The 22,195-nt window shown below is 45.0% G+C and carries 21 protein-coding genes and 1 pseudogene; all 22 read left to right on the top strand.

The window, feature by feature from the left end; genetic code table 11:
• The first annotated feature begins 106 nt into the window (after positions 1 to 106).
• The 22 genes and pseudogenes from CSX02_RS07210 (at position 107) to CSX02_RS07110 (ending at position 22,185) form a co-directional block, all read left to right on the top strand.
• On the top strand, positions 107 to 1,177 hold the full coding sequence (locus CSX02_RS07210; RefSeq protein ID WP_099386175.1) for a hypothetical protein: 1,071 nt from the start codon (positions 107 to 109) through the stop codon (positions 1,175 to 1,177).
• 66 nt (positions 1,178 to 1,243) lie between these two features.
• Complete coding sequence (locus tag CSX02_RS07205) at positions 1,244 to 2,425, top strand: DNA polymerase Y family protein (protein WP_099386174.1); 1,182 nt, start codon at positions 1,244 to 1,246, stop codon at positions 2,423 to 2,425.
• Between the two features lie 41 nt (positions 2,426 to 2,466).
• On the top strand, positions 2,467 to 3,957 hold the full coding sequence (locus tag CSX02_RS07200; protein WP_099386173.1) for a cobyric acid synthase: 1,491 nt from the start codon (positions 2,467 to 2,469) through the stop codon (positions 3,955 to 3,957).
• Positions 3,947 to 5,023 (top strand): nicotinate-nucleotide--dimethylbenzimidazole phosphoribosyltransferase, encoded by a 1,077-nt coding sequence (locus CSX02_RS07195; RefSeq protein WP_099386172.1) that lies wholly within the window; start codon positions 3,947 to 3,949, stop codon positions 5,021 to 5,023. The genes CSX02_RS07200 and CSX02_RS07195 overlap by 11 nt, the downstream gene beginning before the upstream one ends.
• On the top strand, positions 5,020 to 5,556 hold the full coding sequence (locus CSX02_RS07190) for a bifunctional adenosylcobinamide kinase/adenosylcobinamide-phosphate guanylyltransferase (RefSeq protein WP_099386171.1): 537 nt from the start codon (positions 5,020 to 5,022) through the stop codon (positions 5,554 to 5,556). Before CSX02_RS07195 ends, CSX02_RS07190 begins: the two co-directional genes overlap by 4 nt.
• Positions 5,553 to 6,329: an adenosylcobinamide-GDP ribazoletransferase gene (gene cobS / locus CSX02_RS07185; RefSeq protein ID WP_189281414.1), complete on the top strand. Its 777-nt coding sequence runs from the start codon at positions 5,553 to 5,555 to the stop codon at positions 6,327 to 6,329. The genes CSX02_RS07190 and cobS overlap by 4 nt, the downstream gene beginning before the upstream one ends.
• An 18-nt stretch (positions 6,330 to 6,347) precedes the next feature.
• Positions 6,348 to 6,764 carry a bifunctional adenosylcobinamide kinase/adenosylcobinamide-phosphate guanylyltransferase gene (locus CSX02_RS07180; protein ID WP_242970436.1) on the top strand — a complete coding sequence of 139 codons (417 nt, stop codon included), beginning with the start codon at positions 6,348 to 6,350 and terminating at the stop codon, positions 6,762 to 6,764.
• Entirely contained in the window at positions 6,737 to 7,360 is a 624-nt protein-coding gene (locus CSX02_RS07175; protein ID WP_099386169.1) for a histidine phosphatase family protein, read from the top strand. The genes CSX02_RS07180 and CSX02_RS07175 overlap by 28 nt, the downstream gene beginning before the upstream one ends.
• Entirely contained in the window at positions 7,329 to 8,270 is a 942-nt protein-coding gene (gene cbiB / locus CSX02_RS07170; protein WP_242970435.1) for an adenosylcobinamide-phosphate synthase CbiB, read from the top strand. Before CSX02_RS07175 ends, cbiB begins: the two co-directional genes overlap by 32 nt.
• A gap of 10 nt (positions 8,271 to 8,280) precedes the next feature.
• A complete protein-coding gene (locus tag CSX02_RS14050; RefSeq protein ID WP_099386168.1) occupies positions 8,281 to 10,011 on the top strand; it encodes a precorrin-8X methylmutase in 1,731 nt (576 codons plus the stop codon).
• Positions 10,008 to 11,120: a cobalt-precorrin-5B (C(1))-methyltransferase CbiD gene (gene cbiD, locus CSX02_RS07160; RefSeq protein ID WP_099386167.1), complete on the top strand. Its 1,113-nt coding sequence runs from the start codon at positions 10,008 to 10,010 to the stop codon at positions 11,118 to 11,120. The genes CSX02_RS14050 and cbiD overlap by 4 nt, the downstream gene beginning before the upstream one ends.
• 16 nt (positions 11,121 to 11,136) lie before the next feature.
• A complete protein-coding gene (gene cobM, locus CSX02_RS07155) occupies positions 11,137 to 11,895 on the top strand; it encodes a precorrin-4 C(11)-methyltransferase (RefSeq protein ID WP_099386176.1) in 759 nt (252 codons plus the stop codon).
• Positions 11,896 to 12,834: pseudogene (locus CSX02_RS14130) on the top strand (cobalt-precorrin 5A hydrolase); the annotation flags it as partial. It abuts the gene before it with no gap.
• A gap of 24 nt (positions 12,835 to 12,858) precedes the next feature.
• Entirely contained in the window at positions 12,859 to 13,611 is a 753-nt protein-coding gene (cobJ, locus tag CSX02_RS14125) for a precorrin-3B C(17)-methyltransferase (protein ID WP_272757693.1), read from the top strand.
• Entirely contained in the window at positions 13,604 to 15,628 is a 2,025-nt protein-coding gene (cobK, locus tag CSX02_RS07145) for a precorrin-6A reductase (protein WP_099386165.1), read from the top strand. Before cobJ ends, cobK begins: the two co-directional genes overlap by 8 nt.
• On the top strand, positions 15,625 to 16,956 hold the full coding sequence (locus CSX02_RS07140) for a cobyrinate a,c-diamide synthase (protein WP_099386164.1): 1,332 nt from the start codon (positions 15,625 to 15,627) through the stop codon (positions 16,954 to 16,956). The genes cobK and CSX02_RS07140 overlap by 4 nt, the downstream gene beginning before the upstream one ends.
• Entirely contained in the window at positions 16,931 to 17,176 is a 246-nt protein-coding gene (locus CSX02_RS14120) for a cysteine-rich small domain-containing protein (RefSeq protein ID WP_099386163.1), read from the top strand. The genes CSX02_RS07140 and CSX02_RS14120 overlap by 26 nt, the downstream gene beginning before the upstream one ends.
• 83 nt (positions 17,177 to 17,259) lie before the next feature.
• Positions 17,260 to 17,715, top strand: a complete 456-nt coding sequence (locus tag CSX02_RS07130) for a hypothetical protein (protein ID WP_143248156.1) — start codon at positions 17,260 to 17,262, stop codon at positions 17,713 to 17,715.
• Positions 17,716 to 17,732: 17 nt separating this feature from the next.
• A complete protein-coding gene (locus CSX02_RS07125) occupies positions 17,733 to 18,890 on the top strand; it encodes a glycosyltransferase family protein (protein ID WP_099386161.1) in 1,158 nt (385 codons plus the stop codon).
• Between the two features lie 27 nt (positions 18,891 to 18,917).
• Positions 18,918 to 19,259 (top strand): hydrogenase maturation nickel metallochaperone HypA/HybF, encoded by a 342-nt coding sequence (locus CSX02_RS07120; RefSeq protein ID WP_031543869.1) that lies wholly within the window; start codon positions 18,918 to 18,920, stop codon positions 19,257 to 19,259.
• 125 nt (positions 19,260 to 19,384) lie between these two features.
• Positions 19,385 to 21,307, top strand: coding sequence for an NADH-quinone oxidoreductase subunit 5 family protein (locus CSX02_RS07115; protein WP_099386160.1), 1,923 nt, complete (start codon positions 19,385 to 19,387; stop codon positions 21,305 to 21,307).
• Positions 21,307 to 22,185, top strand: a complete 879-nt coding sequence (locus CSX02_RS07110) for a complex I subunit 1 family protein (protein ID WP_031543867.1) — start codon at positions 21,307 to 21,309, stop codon at positions 22,183 to 22,185. The genes CSX02_RS07115 and CSX02_RS07110 overlap by 1 nt, the downstream gene beginning before the upstream one ends.
• Positions 22,186 to 22,195: the final 10 nt, after the last annotated feature.

Genomic DNA, 22,195 nt, shown 5'->3' with positions numbered 1-22,195 from the left:
TTTTTTTTTTTTTACGCTGTATTATAATTCTATAGGAACTTATGGGTTTTAGTTTGAAAATTGTACAGAATTATGAATATGAAAGATAAATAAGGGGGATGCAATATTGAAAAAAATTAGAATCAATCGCCTGTTGTCTCTTTTTGTTGCAGGTTTAATTTTATCAACTGTGTTTGGATGCGGTGCCCAGGAACCTGCAGATACAGAAAAAAATAGGCAGGTTAAAGAAACTCAGAATGAAACTTTGGAATATTTTTCCTTGACTGAAACCTATCAAGGCTCTTCGGGAGAATGGTTATCGAATGTGAAATGTATTTTGCCGAATCAAAAAGAAAATACTATAAATGTTCATGAAGTTGCGGATTCTTCACAATATCCGCTGACCATATATGATAAGCAAAATGAGGTAGTCTATTATTCGGAAAGAGTATATGATAATGATCAATTGTTTTGCTATGATTTAAAGACACAGGAATCGGTGCAGTTAACGGACAATATATATGCCATCAATTATATTTTTCCTGTTAAGGATTATGTATATATGCTTGTGGCAATGCAGAACACGCATTATCTTACGATAGTGAAATATGATTTAAATACAAAAGAATTAAGCGTGTTTGATCGTGAAGGGATATGGACTTTTAACTTGTTGGTATACGATATTTATAGCGGAAAACTGTATGCCAGTGCCTGTGATGTGAAAGAGCAAGAAGCCTATACCGAAGCATATAATTCACGACCGGAAGAAGAGTATGACGATAATTTTACCCCTCCGGATTATACCATTTTCGAATTTGGTGAAGATTTTTATAATCCTAAAAAAATTATGACCACAAAAAATGAATATATTCGTCGAATGGCGGCAACTCCAGATGGAAAGCTGTTTGTAACGACGGCAGATACGCTGCCGAATATGGATCCGGAATATGAAAGCTTTTACATGGATCTTAAAACCTTAGAAACAGAGAAAGCTCTAAATATTGATGAAGTTGCAAATGTATCAGAATATATTTATTTTTTACCAAATGACTTCAGCAGGATTTATTTTATTGGATCGGATCCGAATTCAAATAGTCGTGCGTATGGACTGTGCAGATATAATATCAATTCTCACAAGGTTGAGCTATTGTATACGCCTGATATTGGAAGTGTTAACAATTGCTTTTTGATGCAATAATAAAATAATCAGAAAAGAAGACCTGAATCGTGGGCGATTCAGGTCTTTTTTTGGTATAATAATTGCATGATATTTCACATTGATGTCAATTCCGCGTTTCTGAGCTGGACAGCGGTAAAATTATTGAAAGAAGGATATCCGCAGGATATTCGTCAGATTCCGGCAATTGTCGGTGGGGACAGCACGACCCGTCACGGGATTGTGGTTGCAAAATCCATTCCGGCAAAAAAATATGGGATAGAAACAGCGGAGCCTGTGGCTTCCGCAATGCGTAAATGCCCGAATCTGGTGATGGTACCTCCGGAACACAAATATTACAGTCAGCAAAGTCGAATGCTGATGGACTACTTGCGCACTTTTTGCCCGGTGATTGAGCAGGTGAGCATTGATGAGTGCTATATGCTTTACGATCCGATGAAGGATCGTTTTGCTTCGCCGGAGGAAGCGGCATATGCAATCAAGGACGGCGTACGGGAAAAATTCGGATTTACAGTCAATGTAGGAATTTCAGATCGAAAGGTTTTGGCAAAGATGGCATCTGATTTTGAAAAGCCGGACAAGGTGCATACTCTGTATGCATCCGAAATCTATGAAAAGATGTGGCCACTGCCGATAAGAGATTTGTTTATGTGTGGCAAGAGCGCGGCAAAGAAGCTCTCGCAGATGGGCATTCGCACAATCGGAGATCTCGCTCAGACGGATCGAAGCATTGTGGAATCGTGGCTGAAAAGTCATGGCGGGATGCTCTGGGAATTTGCAAATGGAATCGATGAATCGACGGTGCATCCAATCCGGGAAGAAGTCAAGGGAGTGGGCAATTCCACGACACTGGAACGGGACGTGACGACTGCGGAGGCTGCTTATCCAATTTTAAAGGATTTGTGTCAGTCGGTTTCTGCGCGACTTAAGAAAAAAGATTTTCGCGCGAATTCCATTTGCGTAGAAATCAAATATGCTGATTTCCATTCTGTATCGCACCAGAAAGGGATGTATTTTTCGTCCAATGAAGTGGATGATTTGTGGCATGATTCAGTGGAATTGTTTGACGAGCTTTGGAACGGAGAACCGATTCGTCTACTGGGTGTTCGAACCACGAAACTGGAACATATGGATGAACCGCAGCAAATGAATATTTTTGAATTTCAAAAGCAATTGGAATCGAATGAACGGTCGCGTAAACTTGAAGATGCGATGCGGCAAATTAACGACAAATACGGAAAGGACACGATTCGCAGGGGCAGCAAATAAATATGCATGTTCTGTGTTGCGTTATGGTATAATAAATCAGTATGGCAAAAGTAATTATGGTTCAGGGGACGATGTCCAATGCCGGGAAAAGCTTGATAGTAGCCGGTTTGTGCAGAATCTTTCATCAGGATGGATATCGTGTCGCCCCTTTTAAGTCACAAAATATGGCATTGAATTCCTATATTACGGCAGATGGCCTTGAAATGGGGCGAGCCCAGGTGATGCAGGCGGAAGCTGCAGGAATGGAACCCAATGTCTATATGAATCCGATTTTGCTGAAACCGACCAATCATGTCGGCTCTCAGGTGATTGTGAATGGAGAAGTCCTTGGCAATATGAAAGCAAAGGACTATTTTGCATACAAAAAACAATTGATTCCCAATATTCTTGAAGCATTCAAAAAGCTGGAACAACAGGCGGATATCATCGTCATTGAAGGCGCCGGAAGTCCTGCGGAAATCAATTTGAAAGAGAATGATATTGTAAACATGGGGTTGGCAGAATTGGTGGATGCACCGGTTTTGCTGGTCGGTGATATTGATCGCGGAGGAGTATTCGCACAATTGTACGGAACGGTTGCCTTGCTCGAAGAGGAGGAACGCAATCGCATCAAAGGCCTTGTAATCAACAAATTCCGCGGAGACAAAAGCATTCTTGATCCGGGTGTGGAAATGATAGAAGCAAAAAGCGGAATCGATGTGGTAGGCGTTCTGCCATATATGTATTTGCAATTGGAGGACGAGGACAGTCTGTCGGAACGATTCTTGCAAAAGGATGTCGGATTGATTGATATTGCGGTTGTGCATTTCCCGCGCATCTCCAATTTTACGGATTTTGATGTATTCGAGCAGTTTGATGGTGTCAGTGTAAGATATGTTTCTTCGGTTGCACAGATGGGCAACCCGGATTTGCTGATTTTGCCGGGAACCAAAAATACGATTGCGGATTTGATGTGGCTGCGCGAATCGGGACTGGAAGCGCGCATCCGCGGGATGGCGCAGACTGTGCCAATTATCGGCATCTGCGGCGGATATCAGATGATGGGCAAATCAATCGAGGATCCGTACAATGTCGAGAACGGTGGCACAATCCGGGGCATGGAATTGCTCGATACGCGCACGGTTTTGCAACAGGAAAAAGTGCGCCGTCAATATAAAGGTCGCATTTGCAGGGCACAGGGCATTTTTGCAGCACTGGAAGGTTTGACAGTATCCGGATATGAAATCCATATGGGAAAGACAGAATCCGAGAATGAATTGTTACAGGAATTTACGGCAGGCTGCGGATATACAAAGGGGCAGATTTACGGATCCTATGTGCATGGTCTGTTTGACCAAAAAGAAATCTGCAAGACGATCGTGACATCACTGGCCGAAAAGAAAGGTCTGAAGATGGATGATCTGGCTGCAATGGATTATCAGGCGATCAAAGAGCAGGAATATGACAAACTGGCGGATTGTATGCGCCAATATATGGACATGGATGCAATCTATGCAATGTTGAAAGAGAGCAGAATACAGGATGACAATTGAAGAAATACAACAAATAAAAATAGAGGCGCCATCCGATGCGGTCTATCATCAGATTCAGGCACACTGGGATCGGGTCGCGAAACCCTTGGACGGTCTCGGTGATTTTGAGGCTGCAATCGCACGAATTGGAGCCATTCAGAGAAAAGAGATTCCGGATATTGCAAAGCGGGCTGTTGTGATGATGATTGCGGACAATGGCATCGTGGAGGAGCAGGTCAGCCAGTCTGGACAGGAAGTGACAGCTGCGGTGGCGCAGGCCATGGGACGCTGTTCGAGCTCGGTCGGAAAAATGGCTGCGGTTGCCGGTGCAGATACTTTTCCGGTGGATGTCGGGATTGCAACCGTCGATGCCATCGAAGGCGTCAGAAATGAAAAGATTGCCTATGGCACAGCAAACTTCCGCATGGAGCAGGCAATGACAAAAGAACAGGCCGAAAAAGCCATCAATGTTGGGATTAAATTAGTAAAAGAGTTGTTAAATAAAGATTATACAATTATTGCAACCGGGGAAATGGGCATTGGAAATACCACAACCGCAACTGCACTCTCTGCGGCTTTGTTACATATATGGGACCGCAGTATGCCGGGCCGGGGCGCAGGGCTTTCGGATGAAGGACTGCGTCGCAAAGAGCAGGTGATATCTGAGGCAATCGACAAATATGATCTGCTTACGGCAAATCCGTTTGAGGCGCTTTGCGCAGTTGGGGGCTTTGATATTGCAGCTTTGTGTGGGGTCTTTCTGGGCGGTGCAATCTATCATGTGCCAATCGTCATTGATGGACTCATTTCTGCAACTGCGGCTTATCTTGCACAGTGTATTCTACCGGGCGCAAGCGCTTATTTCATTGCCAGTCATTGGGGCAGGGAACCTGTATTGCCGATGTTGTTTTCGAAGATGCAGCTTAAGCCGTTTATTTTAGGCAATATGGCTTTGGGCGAAGGCACCGGAGCAGTGATGCTGTTTCCACTGTTAGATATGGCAATGGCATTATATGCAAACGGAGAAAAATTCGGTGAGATGGCAGTCGGGCAATATCATAGAAACGGAGATGTTGAGCCAAAATGATGATGATGGTTTTGGGAGGTGCGGCCTCCGGCAAATCAGAATATGCGGAGAAAATGGCCTTGGAAATGGCCGGTGGGGATGCACATTATTATCTGGCTACAATGCAGCCGTATGGTGAGAGTGGTGCATTTCGTGTCCGGCGGCATCGTAAATTGCGTGAGGGAAAAGGCTTTGTGACAATGGAGCTGACGCAAGATATTGCAAAGGCAGCAGACCTTGCGGAACAACCGGAATATGCGACGATCCTCCTGGAGGATTTGTCCAATTTGCTGGCCAACGAGATGTTTTCACTGCCGCCGGAGCAACAAAAAACGGAGCAGTTGTGTTCCAAAATCATTGCGGACATCGCGTGCGTAAAAAGTAAATTTAAGAATCTGATTCTTGTTTCAAATAATATTTTTGAAGATGGAGATTCCTATGATCCGTCGACCATTGCATATCGGAATGCGTTGGGAAAGCTGCATGTTCTGCTGGCACCTTTATGCGACCGTGTGACAGAAGTTGTTGTAGGGATTCCGAAGGAGATCAAATGAGATTAATCAAATCAATGATTTTATCATTGTCTATGTATTCCAAAATTCCAATGCCGCAAATCGAATGTGACGAGGAAGACGGCAAATATATGATGATATTTTTCCCGATGGTTGGTTGTATCATTGCTGCAGCGACCATCGGCTGGAGTCTGCTCTGCAGTCGGCTTGAAATCCCGGAAGTGGCAAGGATTACAGTATTGGCAGCACTTCCTTTAGTGGTTTCCGGCGGATTTCATATGGATGGATTTATGGATACGGCGGATGCGCGCGCTTCTTATCAATCGAGGGAACGCAAGCTTGAGATTTTAAAAGATCCAAACATTGGAGCATTTGCGGTGATTCGTGTGGTCGTATATGAATTGCTGTTGCTTGCATCATTTTCTGTTTTGCAGGAGCAAAAATGGCTGATTGTTTTTGCATTATGTTATTGTCTGTCGCGCATCCTCAGTGGGATTTCTGTGGTGACTTTTCGTTCGGCACGACAGGAAGGCATGCTTTTTTATACTGCAAAGACGGCACAGAGAATGACGAATCTGATTGTTTTGAGTCTGGAACTGATCGGTATTGTTGCGGTAATGATTCTGTATGAGCCGATTGCCGGATGTGTTGCTGTTGGTGCGGCATTATTGACCTTTGCTTATTATGGATGGATGAGCAGACGGACCTTTGGCGGAATTACAGGAGATCTGGCAGGATGGTTTGTGACAGTTACCGAACTGGTATGCCCGTTGGCACTTGCAGTTGCAAATTGTATTTTACACAGCATCAAATAGGAAGTGACAAATAAAATTATGATAAAACTTTTGATCGGCGGATATGCACAGGGAAAACTGGAATATGCAAAACGGCAATTGCCGGACGCGGAGCTGGTGGATTTGGCAGATGAAATGCAAAAAATGACGCAGAATGCATTGATTGTCTATCATCTGGAACTTTTTGTTCGCCGCATCTGTGAATCGCATCAAGACGATTCGGTTGTCGATGAGCAGCATTTGACGGATGAAATATGGGAACAATTGGAACAATATCTGCAGGAACGGACGCAGGATATTATTTTTATCTCGACGGAAGTCGGGAACGGGATTATTCCAATGGAACGCGCGGAGCGCGTCTGGAGAGAAATACTGGGCCGCGTTCTGGTGCGATTGGCTGCGCGTGCGGATTATGTGGAGAGAATCATATGTGGAATGAGTCAAAGTATCAAATAAAATTATATATCATACGACATGGACAGACTGCGGGAAATGCGCAGGGCAGATATGTCGGATGTATGACAGATGAACCTGTCACAGAGGAAGGACAGCGCATGCTGAAAAAGGCATCTTTTGACCTTGCAAACGACTGTGTTTTTGTAAGTCCTTTGATGCGCGCAATGCAGACGGCGGGAATCTGTTTCCCCGATAAAAAGCTCGAAAAAGTACAGGATTTGCGGGAGATGGACTTCGGTGATTTTGAATACAAAAATTATAGCGAGCTAAATGGGAACCCTCAATATCAGGCCTGGATTGATTCCGGTGGAACGGCAACATTCCCGAATGGCGAAAACAAATCCGCTTTTATTGAGAGAACGGTCGGCGCTGTGGCACAAATCATTTCGCAGGAATGTGCGCGCGGCTGTAAAGATGCCGCAATTGTTGCACATGGCGGTTCGGTTATGAGCCTGATGTCTCATTTAACCGGAAGCAATTATTATGATTTTCAGGTAAAAAACGGAGATGGATATCTCCTGAATTTAGAGGTTGGCTTAGAAAATGAAATTCGTGTTATATCATATGATCGCATTTCTTGCAGGATTTGTGATTGATTTGTGTGTAGGGGACCCATACTGGCTCCCACATCCGATTCGCTGGATCGGAAGTTTGATTCAGCAGCTGGAGAAGTGGTTGTATCGCAAGCAGTCTGCATTTGCAAGAGGATTTATACTGGTGATATTGACTTTGCTGATTACGGTAACTGTGGCATCTTCTGTTTTGGTCTGTGCCTATTGGATTCATCCGTATGCCGGAATCGTGGTGGAAAGCATTATGACATATTATATTCTGGCAACCAAATGTCTGAAAAAAGAGAGCATGAAAGTCTGCCATGCATTGGAAAAAAATGACACGGAAGCTGCACGCTATGCGGTTTCCATGATTGTAGGACGTGACACGGCAGAACTGGATGAGACGGGCATTGCAAAAGCTGCAATCGAGACGGTGGCTGAGAATGCATCGGACGGTGTGATTGCACCGATGCTGTTTACGGCGCTCGGCGGACCGGTTTTGGGATTCTTTTACAAAGCTGTGAACACGATGGATTCCATGATTGGATACAAAAATGACAGATATCTTCATTTTGGCACGGCAGCGGCGAGACTGGATGATATTTTAAATTTTATCCCGTCGCGCATCTGTGCATTGTTTTTTGTGATTTGCGCTGCATTGAATCATGAGACAAGCGGAAGAAATGCATGGAAAATTTTTCGAAGAGACCGCTACCGGCATAAGAGCCCGAATTCCGCACAGACGGAAAGCGCATGTGCAGGAGCTTTGAATATTCAATTGGCAGGACCGGCGTCCTACTTCGGCAAAATGGTGGACAAACCGACAATCGGAGATGCCATCAGACCGGTTGAGTATGCGGACATTCGCCGCGTGAATCGTCTGATGCTTCAGGTCGCTTTTTTCAATGAAATTCTTTGCCTGTCGGTGATGATGCTGATATGGTGGTTATAAAGGAGTAATTATGAAACACGGTGGCGATCGTTATCGCAACGAAATCAAATATGATTTTTCGGTGAATACCAATCCGTTTGGGATACCAAACCGCGTGCATGCCGCCTTGGCGGACGCAATCAGTCAGGCACAGTATTATCCGGATCCGGAGCATGAAAAACTGACCCATGCGCTCGCGAAAAGATATGCAGTGAAACCGGAACAAATCCTGTGCGCCAATGGAGCATCGGAATTGTTTACGAGTATCGCTTTGACCTTGCAGCCGAAAAAAGCTTTGCTGACGATGCCTTGTTTCGGCGGATATGAGAGAAGTTTAAAGGCAGTCTCCTGTGAAATCGTGCAATACAATCTGGCGGAAGCAGATGGCTTTTGCCTGACTTCAGCGGTGCTTGAACAGCTGACCGATGATTTGGATATCATCTATCTGGCATGCCCGAACAATCCAAACGGTTCAATGTTAAACCCTGATTTGTTTTTGAAGATTATCGAAATCGCAAAAAAGAATCAAACGATGGTGGTTCTGGACCTTTGCTTTTTTGAATTGATGGATCCAAAATGTCAGCAGGAATGGATGGATTGTCATTTGCGCATCTGTAATCTGGTCAATCACTCCAACCTGATGATTGTAAACGCATTTACAAAAACACTTGCGCTGGCCGGAGTACGCATCGGATATGGTTTTGTCGGGGATCCGGAATTGGCGGAAAGAATCAGAATGTCGATGCCGGAATGGAACAATTCGATTTTTGCACAGGCTGCGGGGATTGCAGCTGTGCATGAGGGCGCATATGTCCTGCAATGCGCAAGTGAGATTACAAAATGGAAAGCAAATTTGCGCCGATCGCTCTCGAATCTGGGAGCAAAGGTTTATGACAGTGATGCAAATTTCCTTTTGGTGAAATGGCCGGATGAGAAACAGGCAGCTGAAATGGCGGAACGCCTGTTAAATGAGTATGGGATTTTGATCCGAAACTGTGATTCTTTTCAGGGGCTTTCCGGAGCTTATTGGAGAATTGCCATCCGCCAGCCAAAGGAAAATGCGCTGCTGTTAAATGCCCTGGCGGAGATTACAAACGGCCGAACCCATGAAAAAATAACTTTTGAACAAAACATAATTGAACATGTACTGCCACAGGACATCGAGTCAACCAGTATGGCGACCATTCGCAAAGAACTGCAGATGATGAACTACCAGCTGGATGAAACACTGGCGCCTGTGATTTTGCGCTGTATTCATACTTCTGCGGACTTTGAGTATGCGGATACATTGTGCTTTTCGGACAATGCGGTCCGTATTGCACAGGACCTGATTCGAAAGGGCGCTGATATTGTGACGGATACCAATATGGGATTGTCCGGCATCAACAAAAAAGAGCTGGCGAAATACGGTGGCTGTGTGCACTGTTTTATGGCGGAGGAATCTGTGGCTGCGGAAGCAAAGAAGCGAGGTCTGACCCGCGCAACGGTCAGCATGGAACATGCGGCGACCATAGACAAACCAATTATTTTTGCAATCGGAAATGCACCGACTGCGCTGGTTGCTTTGCGGGGACTGTATGAAAAAGGCTACCGCCCGGCATTTATCATAGGTGTTCCGGTGGGATTTGTGAATGTGGTTGCATCAAAAGAAATGATTATGGAGACGGACATTCCGTATATTGTCAATCGCGGACGCAAAGGCGGAAGTAATGTGGCAGCGGCGATATGTAATGCATTATTATATGATATGAGGAATCAATGAGATACGGATTTACGACAGGAAGCTGCGCGGCAGCGGCGGCAAAAGCGGCAACCTTTATGCTTTTGTCTGGAAAAGAGAAAAATCAAATCGAGATTGAAACTCCAAAGGGAATCAGCTTCCGTGCTGAAGTGGCTGACATTAATCGATCTGAAAATCAGGTTTCCTGCGCAGTGCAGAAAGATGGCGGAGATGATCCGGATGTGACGACGGGATTATGGATTTGTGCGACAGTATCCTTCCGCAAACAGGAATCGGATGAGGCAGACAGGATATGGATTGATGGAGCAAAAGGCATTGGCCGCGTGACATTGCCCGGACTTGATCAACCGGTCGGAAATGCGGCAATCAACTCAGTGCCTCGTGCAATGATTCGAAAAGAAGTTACGGAAGTGATGGAACTGTTGGATTACAGAGGTTCCCTGTCCGTCATCCTGTCGGTGGAACATGGCGAGGAAGTCGCACAGAATACATTTAATCCACGGCTGGGCATTGAAGGCGGGATTTCTATCCTTGGGACCAGCGGAATTGTCGAGCCGATGAGCGAGCAGGCCCTTGTTGATACGATTCGGGTGGAACTGAATCAGAAGAAAGCTTTGGGAATGCCGATTGCAGTGGTGGCGCCGGGGAATTATGGACTGGATTTCATGCAGCGACGATATCATTATGACCTGGATCGCAGTGTAAAATGTTCGAATTTTATTGGTCAAACCGTCGATCTGGCGGTGGAATGCGGTTTTCAAAAAATGCTTCTGGTTGGCCATATCGGGAAATTAATCAAAGTGGCCGGTGGGATTATGAATACTCATTCGCGTTTTGCGGATGGCAGAATGGAGATTCTGACCGCACATGCGGCAATGCATGACTTTGACAATGGGATACTCTCGCAAGTGATGCAGGCTGTGACCACGGAAGAAGGCATCAGAATCTTACAGGAGTACAGCCCAAAGCAGTGCGAACAGACAATGAGGTCCATTGCAGAGCGGATTCAATATCATTTGCAAAAACGTGCAAACGGAAAAATACAGGCGGAAACTATCATGTTTTCGAATGAATTCGGATTGCTTGCGGCTACCGAATTGGCGGAGGCATGGATAAAGAGTGAGGATTAATATGAACGAGCAGGGTATGGTATATTTTGTCGGAGCAGGACCGGGGGCGGTTGATCTGATTACGGTGCGTGGCAGAGATTTGATTGCACGCGCGGATCTGATTGTTTATGCCGGCTCATTGGTCAATCCGCAGCTTCTCGAATATGCCAAAGAGGAATGCAAAATTTATAACAGTGCGACCATGACATTGGAAGAGGTCATGGATGTGATGATTCCGGCAGCGAAAAAGGGCAAATGTGTCATTCGTCTGCATACCGGTGATCCAAGCATCTATGGCGCGATTCGTGAGCAGATGGATGCGTTAATCGAGGCTGAAATCCCGTTTGAGACCTGTCCGGGTGTCAGCGCAGCCTTCGGTGCGGCATCATCATTAAATCTGGAATATACTTTGCCGGATGTCTCGCAGTCTCTGATTTTGACACGGATGGAGGGATGCACAAAAGTTCCGCCAAAGGAACAGATTGAGCAATTCGCGGCACATCAGTCTACGATGGCAATCTATTTGAGTGCGGGGATGCTGGATGAATTGACAGAGCGGCTGATTGCAGGAGGCTATGATGCGAAGACACCTGCGGCAATTGTTTACAAGGCCACATGGCCGGATGAAGAAAAATATATTTGCCCACTTCGGGATTTACCGGAAGTGGCAAGGATCCATCAGATTACGAAGACGGCACTGGTCTTGGTTGGTCCGGTAATCGCGCAGCAGGGCTATCAAAAATCATGTCTGTATGCGGCAGATTTTTCGACAAAATATCGAAAGGCAAAAGAGTAGATGTTTATTGATGTTTTAACTTTTACGGAACACGGTGAAAAACTTGCATATCAAATGATGACATCCATCAGCAAATGTGCGGATGAAGAGGTGAAGTGGCATCTTTATTACAAAGATGCGGAGGACATTTATACAAAATCAAGGGAGGCATTTGAAAACGGGCATGCGCTTGTTTTCATATGCGCAATCGGAATTGCAATGCGGGCAATTGCCAGTTGCGTGAAGGATAAGTTGACGGATGTCCCTGTTGTCGGAATGGATGATGCAGGAAAATTTGTTGTTCCGCTTTTATCCGGACATATGGGAGGCGCAAATGAACTCGCCCTTACCATTGCACAAGCAATGTCTGCAACACCGGTCATCACCACATCAACAGACTGCAATGATGCCTTTTCTGCTGATTTGTTTGCAAAAGAGCAGAATTTGAGCATCATGAACCGAGAAGGGATTCGCAGTGTTTCCGCAAAAGCCATTGAAGGGAAGCCAATCCGGTTAATGGTGGAACATTTCAAGGCGGCATCTGCGGATGTGGTTGTGACACGCGATTCTGCCAAATACCGGCATGGAACACTGGCACTGTGCCCGCGTGATTATGCGGTTGGGATTGGATGCAAGAAAGGCAAATCGTTTGAAGAAATTGAATCTGCCGTGCAATCTGTTTTGAAAGAGCATCAGATTGATGAAAGCAGAATCGGAGCAATCGCATCCATTGATTTAAAAGCGGAGGAACCGGGGCTGATTCGCTTCTCGCAAGTGCACAAACTTCCGTTTTTGACATTTGATGCAGAAATATTGAATGGGATACAGGGACATTTTTCGTCTTCTGATTTTGTAAAAAATACGACAGGAACTGACAATGTCTGTGAACGTGCTGCAATTGCAGCGGCAGGGGACGGAGCATCACTTCTGGTACAAAAGACTGCATGCGACGGGGTGACTGTTGCAATTGCAAGTCCGGCAGGAGTGAAAAAGAAAGCGCCTGTCAGAAATCTGGTTTATGTCGTCGGAATGGGGCCGGGCGCAGAGATACAGATGACGCAGCAGGCACTGTCTGCACTGGAACAGGCGGATACCATCGTGGGCTATTCCGTTTATCTGGAGTTGCTTGGGGCACGTTTTGCAAAGAAAGAAACGATATCGACCCCAATGCGTCAGGAAATGCGACGCTGCGAAATTTGTTTTGAAGAAGCGCAAAAAGGAAAATGTGTAGCAATGGTATGCAGTGGCGATGCAGGCGTTTACGGCATGGCGACGCTGCTGCTGGATCTGCAATCCAAGTATCCGGATGTCGGAGTTGAAGTGGTGCCGGGAATTACGGCAGCTACAAGCGGCGCTGCGATTCTTGGGGCACCGCTGAATCACGATTTTTGTGTGATCAGTCTAAGTGACCTGTTGACTCCGCGTTCTGTCATTGAAGCACGTCTGCGCGCAGCTGCACAGGGAGATTTTGCCATTGCAATCTATAACCCTTCGAGCCATAAACGAAATGATTATTTGCAATGGGCTTGCGAGATTTTGCTCGAATACAGGAAGGAATCCAATGCCTGCGGATATGTGGAAAATATCGGAAGAGACGGGACGAAAGCCTCTGTCTGTACGCTTGTGGAATTGCGCAGCAGGAAGGTGAATATGTTCACAACGGTATTTATAGGCAATTCGCAGACCAAAATCATGGGAAATCATCTGGTGACACCGAGAGGATATCATATTGACTAAGTATATTATTTTTGCCGGAACAACGGAAGGAAAGACAATTTCAGATGTGTTTGAGCATGCGGGAATCGCACATATTGTCTGTGTGGCGACCCATGTCGGCCGCGAGGTGATGGCGTCTGGAAAACATCGCAGAATCATCAGTCGACGGCTAAAGGCCTGTGAAATGGAAGATTTGTTTGTAAAAGAGCAGGTTCAGGTTGTGCTGGATGCGACACATCCTTATGCCTGCGAAGTGACAAAAAATATACGTGAAGCTTCCGAAAAGTGCGGATGTGATTATCAGCGCATTGTGCGTGAATCAAAGCTGCATGATGAGGCGGATGAGGACCTGGTTTATTTTGAAACCGTGCAGGAATGTGCAAAGGCGATGAAGCAGGTTGAAGGAAAAATTTTGCTGACAACCGGAAGCAAGGATTTGCACATTTTTGCAGAGGACGAGGCGGTGCGTAGCCGCTTGATTGCGCGCGTACTTCCGGTGGAAGAAAGTCTGCAACTGTGCGAAAATGCCGGATTGTCGGGCAGGCAGATCATTGCAATGTTTGGCCCGTTTTCCTATGAAATGAATCATGCGATGCTGCAACAGTATGACATCGCATGTCTGGTGACAAAAGACAGTGGCAGAAATGGTGGTTTTGAGGAAAAAGTAATGGCCGCAAAGGAATGCGGATGTAAAGTCTTTGTCATCGGACGGCCAATGAAAGAGACCGGCATTTCGGTGGGAGAAGCAATCCGGACTTATGCCGGAGATGTGACGATTCCGTTTCATATCAGTCTGTGCGGACTGGGGCCGGGAGATGTACAGATGATGACCTGCGCCTGCAAAACCGCGTTGAAAAATGCGGATTTGGTGCTGGGCGCGAAGCGACTGCTGGATGATGCCGCCGGCTGTACGGAAGCAATGATGATGCCTTATTATCTGGCAAAGGATATCATCCCGTATTTGGAATCCTATCTGCTGCATCATCCTGGTGCAAACATTGTGATTCTATTATCCGGAGACAGCGGATTTTACAGCGGATGCACAAAGTTATATAAAGAATTAATAAAGTGGGATTGCTGTGGAATGAATCTTGAGCTGTTGCCCGGAATCTCAAGCATTTCCTATTTTGCGGCACAGATTGCAAAGCCGTATTCATGTGCGCAATTGGAGAGTTGGCACGGAAAAGCCGATGATCCGGATTACCCGGGACATCTGGCTGCAGTGATTGCCCGCCATGCGGATACTTATGTTTTGTTATCTGCCGGAGAAGATGTGGCACGTCTGGGAGCACTTTTGAACGGATACGGCCTGGGTGATTGTGAAGTGACGGTCGGAAGCCGTCTGTCTTATCCGGATCAGTCTGTGGAAACATGTTTGGCAAAGAATCTGGAGATTTCTCCGAGCGGACTTTGTCTGGCATATGTTCATAATCCTTCGCCGAAGCAGAATTTAAGTATCTGTCTGGCAGATGATGCATTTATACGGGACAAGGTGCCGATGACCAAGGCGGATATTCGACATTTATGTGTTGCAAGATTAGAATTGCAGGAGCATTCCGTGGTATATGATATCGGTGCGGGAACCGGCTCTGTCGCAATCGAAATTGCAAAACAGCATGAGAGTATTCGTGTCTTTGCTGTGGAACAAAAACCGGAAGCTGTGGAACTGATTCAAAAAAATGCTGCATTGTTGCATGCAGAAAATGTGACAATTGTGGAGGCACAGGCTCCGGATCGGTTGGAAAATTTACCGGTTCCAACCCATGCATTTATTGGTGGAAGCGCCGGCAGACTTCGGGAAATCATAGATTTATTATTAAAAAGAAATCCTGATATAAGAATTGTAATTACGGCTGTCACCATAGAGACTGTCAGTGAGATGACGGAAGTATTAAAGCGGTATAAGGACAAAGAAGCCGAGTTGATTCAGGTATCGGTTTCCAAAAATATGCAGGCCGGACAGTATACGCTGATGCAGGCACAGAATCCGATTTATATTGCGATACTTGGTCCCGGCAGACAAGAGGAATCGAAATGAAACTTTTCATGATTGCAGCACCTGCGAGTGGGAGCGGGAAGACCATGATCACCTGCGGCATGCTGAAACTGTTAAAAGAAAAAGGGGTTGCCGCATTTAAGTGCGGGCCTGATTATATTGATCCGATGTTTCATCGGAAAGTTCTGGGGGTGGATTCCGAAAATCTTGATACCTATTTGCAGACTCCGGAGCAAATCGCTGCGATTCTGTCTGGTCACGAGGAAGCATATGGTTTGATTGAAGGTGTCATGGGACTGTATGACGGACTTGGTGGCATAAAGGAGGAAGGTTCGTCCTATCATCTGGCAAAAATGTTCCATATTCCGATTCTGCTGGTGCTTGATGCACGCGGAATGGGACGGACGATGATTTCGATTCTAAAAGGGATTTGCGCAGAAGACCGCATGCATTTGATCTCAGGTATCATTCTGAATCGGACTTCAAAATCATTTTATGAACTGATGAAGCCGCTGATTGAGGAGGAAGTGGGAATTCCGGTATGTGGATACCTGCCTGTATTGCCGGATCTGAAAATCGAAAGCCGTCATCTCGGACTGCAGCTGCCGGATGAAATTCAGCTGTTGCAATTGCAGCTGGACCAACTGGCGGAAGAAATGCGGGATCGTATCAATTTCCTTCCGTATGCGAAAGAACCTGTATTAGGAAAAATAATTGCGACAAAAAATAGTACAGGTGGAAAACCACTTACTCTTGCGGTTGCAAGGGATGAGGCATTCTGCTTTTATTACAAGCAGAATCTGAAAGAGCTGGAACAGAAGAATATTAAGCCGGTTGAATTTTCGCCATTGCATGATTCTTCTCTGCCAAAATGTGACGGTCTGCTGCTCGGAGGCGGATATCCGGAATTGTATGCAAAAGCATTATCGGAGAATCGCGCAATGTGCGATTCAATTCAATCCGCAATTGAGCGTGGATTGCCTTCGATGGCGGAGTGTGGTGGTTTTATGTATCTGCACCGGTTTTTGCGGGATATGGATGGAACGGAATATCCGATGGTCGGTGCGATAGACGGAACCGTATTTAACACCGGGAAATTGTGTCGGTTCGGCTATGTGGAAATCTCTGATCGAAACAACCGCTTCGGCACGGTCAAAGGACATGAATTCCATTATTATGACAGCACGAACAATGGGGAGGATGCGGTTGCAAAGAAACCGGTTGGAAAACGAACCTGGCCATGCATGCATATCGCAAAGAATCATATCTGGGGATTCCCGCATCTTTATTATCCGTCATGTCCGGAACTGGTTGATTATTTTGTTGAGCAAATGGAGCAATATCATGAAAAATTCGTATCGCTTTTTTGAAAATCGGGAATGTGAATATTATCCATGTCACAAAGGGATAGATCATTTGAATTGTCTGTTTTGTTATTGTCCTTTGTACAGTCGGAAGCATTGTCCCGGAACCCATACATGGATTGAAAAGGATGGCGTTGCAATCAAAAATTGTACCGACTGCACGTTCCCGCACGAGCCGGAGAATTATCCTGTTATCATCGAGTTTTTGAAACATCCCGAAAAATAGTGGGAACAGGGATTAGTTTGTGATATAATTTGATACATATATTTTTACTCAAAATTATGATGTAAGGATAGGTTATCAGAGAGATGAGAATTAGAGAGTTACCTGTGTTCAGTGTCAAGATTGAACGCGAGAAGATTGCCAAGAATGCGAAGGTGATTATCCGCATTTTTGCTTTGCTTGAGGAAGCTGGGGTGCCGTGTGAATGCATTGCAATCAATATTGACTGGATCAGTGTCACGATATTGCAGGAATATCGTAGTCGTATTCCGCAATTTTTGTGGGCGGTCGGCAAAGAACTGAAAGGCACAAATGTGATTTTGGATAATGAATTCCTCCTGCTTTGTGTGGAAGGAATCACATTTACCAGCCGAAGAGTGGGATATTTCATGACATCATTGATGTTTAACGGTGTATATCCTCATATTATGAGACAAATGAACAGCAACAAAAAATTGGTTGTCGGAGTGGACTATGAATGTAAAGACACGGCAATCCGTATTATCAGAGAACTTGTAGACATCGGAAATAAAAGCGCATAACTTTGGAGGGTGCGGGCATGAAATTTCTAATCATCTATTCGAAACCAATCTGCTATAATTCGCTTGAATTTTTTACGGATACTATGGCCGAGGCATTGCGAAATCTGGGACATCAGGTAGACAGTCTGACCAGTTTCGACAAGCCGGAGCGTTTTATTCCTTACTTTGATAAAGAATATGACAGGATTATCGATTTCAATTCGAATTTGCCATTGATGAAGATGGATGATGGAAGCCCGGTGCTTTCGCACCTGAAGGGTCGGTTTTATAATTATCTGCTCGAACATCCGCTGCACCATCACAAAGTGCTTTCTGTAACGAATGTGGAGCAAAATGTGATTTGCATTGACAGAAAACATGTGGAATATGTGCGCACCTATTATCCGCATATTCGTGAGGCGATTTTTCTTCCGGTCGGAAGCATGCCAGGAGACCCAAAGAAAATCAAACCGATTCGAGGACGCAATATTGCAGTCTTTTTTCCGGGGACTTATACTTCCACAAACTGGGCAACCGCAAAGATGGCGGTCATGCCACCGGAACTAAAACAGGAATTGATTTGGCTCTATGAAAAAATGCGTGATGATTATACACTCGAACTGCCGGATGCACTGAAGCAATATGCGCAGGAGCAAATGCATCTGACCATCCCGGATGATGAGATGGCAGAATATGTGCATCGTCATTTTCTGGCAGATACATTTATCTGTGCATATGTGAGGGACCGTGTGATTCGGGCACTGCTCGAAGCGCATATTCCTGTTACGGTCTGCGGAGGCGGATGGCAGGAATTTGATGATCCGAACAACCAGTATCTGATCATTTTGCCGGCAAAGGATTATGAGGCTGCGCTCGAAATGACCTATGATGCCAAAATCCTGCTGAATGTGATGCCGCATTTTAAAGATGGAATGCATGACCGGGTATTGACCGCGATGTCGCATGGCGCGGTATGCGTGACGGACGCGACGGATTATATTCGGGAGAATTTTACGGATGACAGAGATTTGATTTTGTATGATCTGCAGCATTTGTCGGAATTGCCGCGTGTGATTGCGGAATATCTCGAGGATGAGAATCAATTGCAAAAGATTGCGGAAGCAGCAGGATATGCGGTTTCCAATAATTTTACCTGGGAAAAACTGCTTACAGAGAGCGAATTGTGCAGGGAATGACCAAAGGATAGAGGGAGGCTGGAAAGAATGCATGAGCTGCCAGTGACCAAGGGTATTTTTAAAACGGCTATGGCAGAGGCTGAAAAACAAAATGCCAATAAGATTAAGACAATCACACTCAAAATGGGAGATAACTGCGATTATGTTGCGGAAATTATTCAGGAATATTTTTCGATGCTCGCGGAGGATACCATTGCAAAGGATTGTAAGATTGTTGCAAATTATGTGCATACGACCGTCATCTGTAAAGACTGCGGGCGGGAGTTCACGAGACAGGAATTCAAGGACGTCTGTCCCTACTGTAAAAGTGAGCATCTGAAGCTGAATATTTTCAAGGATTTTTATATCGAAACAATTGAAATTGAATAGTGACAAAAAAGTAATGTACTAAATCAGAAACAATTTGACAAAAGATTAACAAACCTGAATGGATTTGATATATTATAGGGTGGTTTGAGAGCTTATAATATATTAACCAGGAGGGATTCAAATCTATGGACAAATTGGTAACAATTTTAATTTGTCTGCCGTTTGTAATGGCTGTTTTACCGGCTATTATCAAAAACAGTAAGGCAAGAGCTGCGGTCGTATATTTGTGCGGTGCCATTGTCATGGCATTGTCTGTATTTACTGCCGTAAAATGGGCCATGGCCGGAGGCAAGGCGATGGACTTTAATTTGCCATACACAGAAGTGTTTGACAAAATCATTCTCGTGGGAGACTTCCTTTTGATGTTTCTCATTATCTATTTATCCTTCAAATGGAAGAAGGGTATCATCAGTTTCTTATCCATTATACAGACGCTTCTCGTAGCCGGAATTGAATTGTTCGGACCGGAAGTAGAAGAGAAGGCTGTCATTCATATGGACTGGCTTACATTTATCATGATTCTGATCATCGGTATCATCGGTGTGGCAATCGGAATTTATGCAGTCGGTTATATGCATGGATATCACATTCATCACCACAAGGAATTAACGGACAGAAGAAGCTTTTTCCTGGCCATGATTTTTGTGTTCTATGGCGCAATGTTTGGTCTGGTACTTTCACAGAGTTTAATCTGGCTGTATTTCTTCTGGGAAATCACCAGTGTTACTTCGTTCCTGTTAATTGGATATACCAGATCTGAAGAAGCAATTAATAACAGCTTCAAGGCATTGTGGATGAACTTGCTCGGCGGTCTGGGAATTGCTGTTGCAATTGCATATGCAATCACGGTTCAGGGAACCGCAAACCTGTATGATGTCATCAGTCTGGCAGGTGCGCATAATGCGGCAAGGGGGGCTTTGATTCCGATTGCGATGCTCGCATTCGCTGCATTGACCAAGTCTGCACAGTTCCCGTTCTCAGGATGGCTCTTGGGCGCAATGGTTGCACCGACACCGTCATCTGCGTTGCTTCACTCAGCAACAATGGTTAAAGCCGGCGTATATCTGTTGTTGCGTCTGGCTGTTGTCATGAATAACAACTATGTAGGACAGATGGTTTATCTGGTAGGCGGATTTACTTTCCTTGCAGCAAGCTGCCTTGCAATTACAGTCAGCGATGGCAAGAAAGTACTTGCATATTCCACCATTTCAAACCTTGGTCTGATTGTTGCGTGTGCGGGAGCCGGATATCAGGAAACCGTATGGGCAGCAGTATTTTTGATTATTTTCCATGCAGTTTCAAAATCCATGCTCTTCCAGTGTGTGGGTGCGATTGAGAATACCACAGGAAGCCGTGATATTGAAGATATGCAGGGCCTGATTATGAGATTCCCGAAATTGGCATTTATTTTGATGATTGGTATTGCAGGCATGTTCCTTGCACCATTCGGTATGCTTGTTTCAAAATGGGCTGCTTTAAAGGCATTTGTTGATGCGAGAAGCGCATTGATGATCTTGTTTGTCGTATTCGGTTCTGCAACAACCATGTTCTACTGGACCAAGTGGTTTGCAAAGATTTTGGGTGTAAACCCGAACAAGTCAAGAGATTTGACCAAGCCGAACGAGTATATTTCCATGTTCTTCCATGCAATTTTACTTGTGGCACTTTGTGTATGTTTCCCTCTTGTTTCAAAATATGTGGTTCTTCCATTGACAGGTGAGATGTATGGCAATGCATCTGCAGTTATTTCACAGGGCAATATCATTGTCATGGTAATCATGATTGTTGCACTGCTTGTAATCCCGACCTTCTGCTATCTGCTGACAAGAAATGCAGGCGTCAAAGAAGTGATGGCGTACATGGGTGGAGACAATGCGGGAGACAATGTCCGATTCCTCGACTCTGTCGGAGAACCAAAGGAACTTCAGGTTTCCAACTGGTATATGGAAGATGTATTCGGTGAGAAGAAACTCTTTACACCTTCTGTTATCATTTCAACATTAATTATTCTGGTGCTTCTTTGCACAATAGTAGGAGGTGCGTTCTAATGACCGATTTACAAATTCGTATTCTTGTTGCCGTCTGCTATGTTGTATTGGCACCGTTTATTGCAGGATTGCTTGACGGTTTTGACCGCAAGATTTCCGCTCGTATGCAGGGCAGAAAGGGACCGAGCATTTTCCAGCCGTTTTATGATATTAAAAAGTTATTTGGAAAGCAGTTCTTATCTGCATACAGATTGCAGCTGGTACTGGTATTGACCTATATGATTCTGGTTGTGATGACCGGTGTGCTGTTTTATGCCGGATTGGATTTGCTGTTATGCTTTTTCTCATTATCGACAGCGGTTATGTTTTTGATCCTTGCATCTTCTGCGACACATTCACCGTTCAGTTCGCAGGGAACACACCGTGAGATGATGCAGATGATGGCCTATGAGCCAATGGTACTTCTGACAGCTGTTGGATTTTATCTCGCATGCGATACCTTCAGCGTCAATGAAATCATCAAGTCGGATATTCCGGCAATTTGCTATTTGCCGGGATTCTTTGTGGGATTTGTATTCATTTTGACCATCAAATTCCGCAAGAGCCCATTCGACCTTTCTACATCGCATCATGCACATCAGGAAGTTGTCAAAGGTGTGACAACAGAGATGGTTGGAAAAGAATATGCGATGACAACAATCACAGAGTGGTATGAGGTAGTCTTTTTACTTGGTGTGGTAGGACTGTTCTTTATCACATCGAATCCATGGAGCATCCTTTGGACTGTCGCTGCAATTCTTGCGGTATATTTCCTTGAGATTCTGATTGACAACGTGTCCGCTCGTGTGAAATGGCAATTGATGTTAAAACTTGCATGGTCAGTAACGATTATCGCAGGCGGATTAAACCTGTTTATCCTGACCCTGATCAATCGTTAAGAGAGGTATA

Source organism: Agathobacter ruminis (assembly GCF_002735305.1).
Lineage (GTDB): Bacteria > Bacillota > Clostridia > Lachnospirales > Lachnospiraceae > Roseburia > Roseburia ruminis.
This window is presented reverse-complemented; position numbering and strand designations above follow the sequence as displayed.

Excerpts from the sequence above, each read along its gene's own strand:
- CSX02_RS07205 (WP_099386174.1), top strand. The coding sequence starts at position 1,244 with ATGATATTTCACATTGATGTCAATTCCGCGTTTCTGAGCTGGACAGCG.
- CSX02_RS07200 (WP_099386173.1), top strand. The coding sequence starts at position 2,467 with ATGGCAAAAGTAATTATGGTTCAGGGGACGATGTCCAATGCCGGGAAA.
- CSX02_RS07195 (WP_099386172.1), top strand. The coding sequence starts at position 3,947 with ATGACAATTGAAGAAATACAACAAATAAAAATAGAGGCGCCATCCGAT.
- CSX02_RS07190 (WP_099386171.1), top strand. The coding sequence starts at position 5,020 with ATGATGATGATGGTTTTGGGAGGTGCGGCCTCCGGCAAATCAGAATAT.
- cobS (WP_189281414.1), top strand. The coding sequence starts at position 5,553 with ATGAGATTAATCAAATCAATGATTTTATCATTGTCTATGTATTCCAAA.
- CSX02_RS07180 (WP_242970436.1), top strand. The coding sequence starts at position 6,348 with ATGATAAAACTTTTGATCGGCGGATATGCACAGGGAAAACTGGAATAT.
- CSX02_RS07175 (WP_099386169.1), top strand. The coding sequence starts at position 6,737 with ATGTGGAATGAGTCAAAGTATCAAATAAAATTATATATCATACGACAT.
- cbiB (WP_242970435.1), top strand. The coding sequence starts at position 7,329 with ATGATCGCATTTCTTGCAGGATTTGTGATTGATTTGTGTGTAGGGGAC.
- CSX02_RS14050 (WP_099386168.1), top strand. The coding sequence starts at position 8,281 with ATGAAACACGGTGGCGATCGTTATCGCAACGAAATCAAATATGATTTT.
- cbiD (WP_099386167.1), top strand. The coding sequence starts at position 10,008 with ATGAGATACGGATTTACGACAGGAAGCTGCGCGGCAGCGGCGGCAAAA.
- cobM (WP_099386176.1), top strand. The coding sequence starts at position 11,137 with ATGGTATATTTTGTCGGAGCAGGACCGGGGGCGGTTGATCTGATTACG.
- CSX02_RS07140 (WP_099386164.1), top strand. The coding sequence starts at position 15,625 with ATGAAACTTTTCATGATTGCAGCACCTGCGAGTGGGAGCGGGAAGACC.
- CSX02_RS14120 (WP_099386163.1), top strand. The coding sequence starts at position 16,931 with ATGAAAAATTCGTATCGCTTTTTTGAAAATCGGGAATGTGAATATTAT.
- CSX02_RS07130 (WP_143248156.1), top strand. The coding sequence starts at position 17,260 with ATGAGAATTAGAGAGTTACCTGTGTTCAGTGTCAAGATTGAACGCGAG.
- CSX02_RS07125 (WP_099386161.1), top strand. The coding sequence starts at position 17,733 with ATGAAATTTCTAATCATCTATTCGAAACCAATCTGCTATAATTCGCTT.
- CSX02_RS07120 (WP_031543869.1), top strand. The coding sequence starts at position 18,918 with ATGCATGAGCTGCCAGTGACCAAGGGTATTTTTAAAACGGCTATGGCA.
- CSX02_RS07115 (WP_099386160.1), top strand. The coding sequence starts at position 19,385 with ATGGACAAATTGGTAACAATTTTAATTTGTCTGCCGTTTGTAATGGCT.
- CSX02_RS07110 (WP_031543867.1), top strand. The coding sequence starts at position 21,307 with ATGACCGATTTACAAATTCGTATTCTTGTTGCCGTCTGCTATGTTGTA.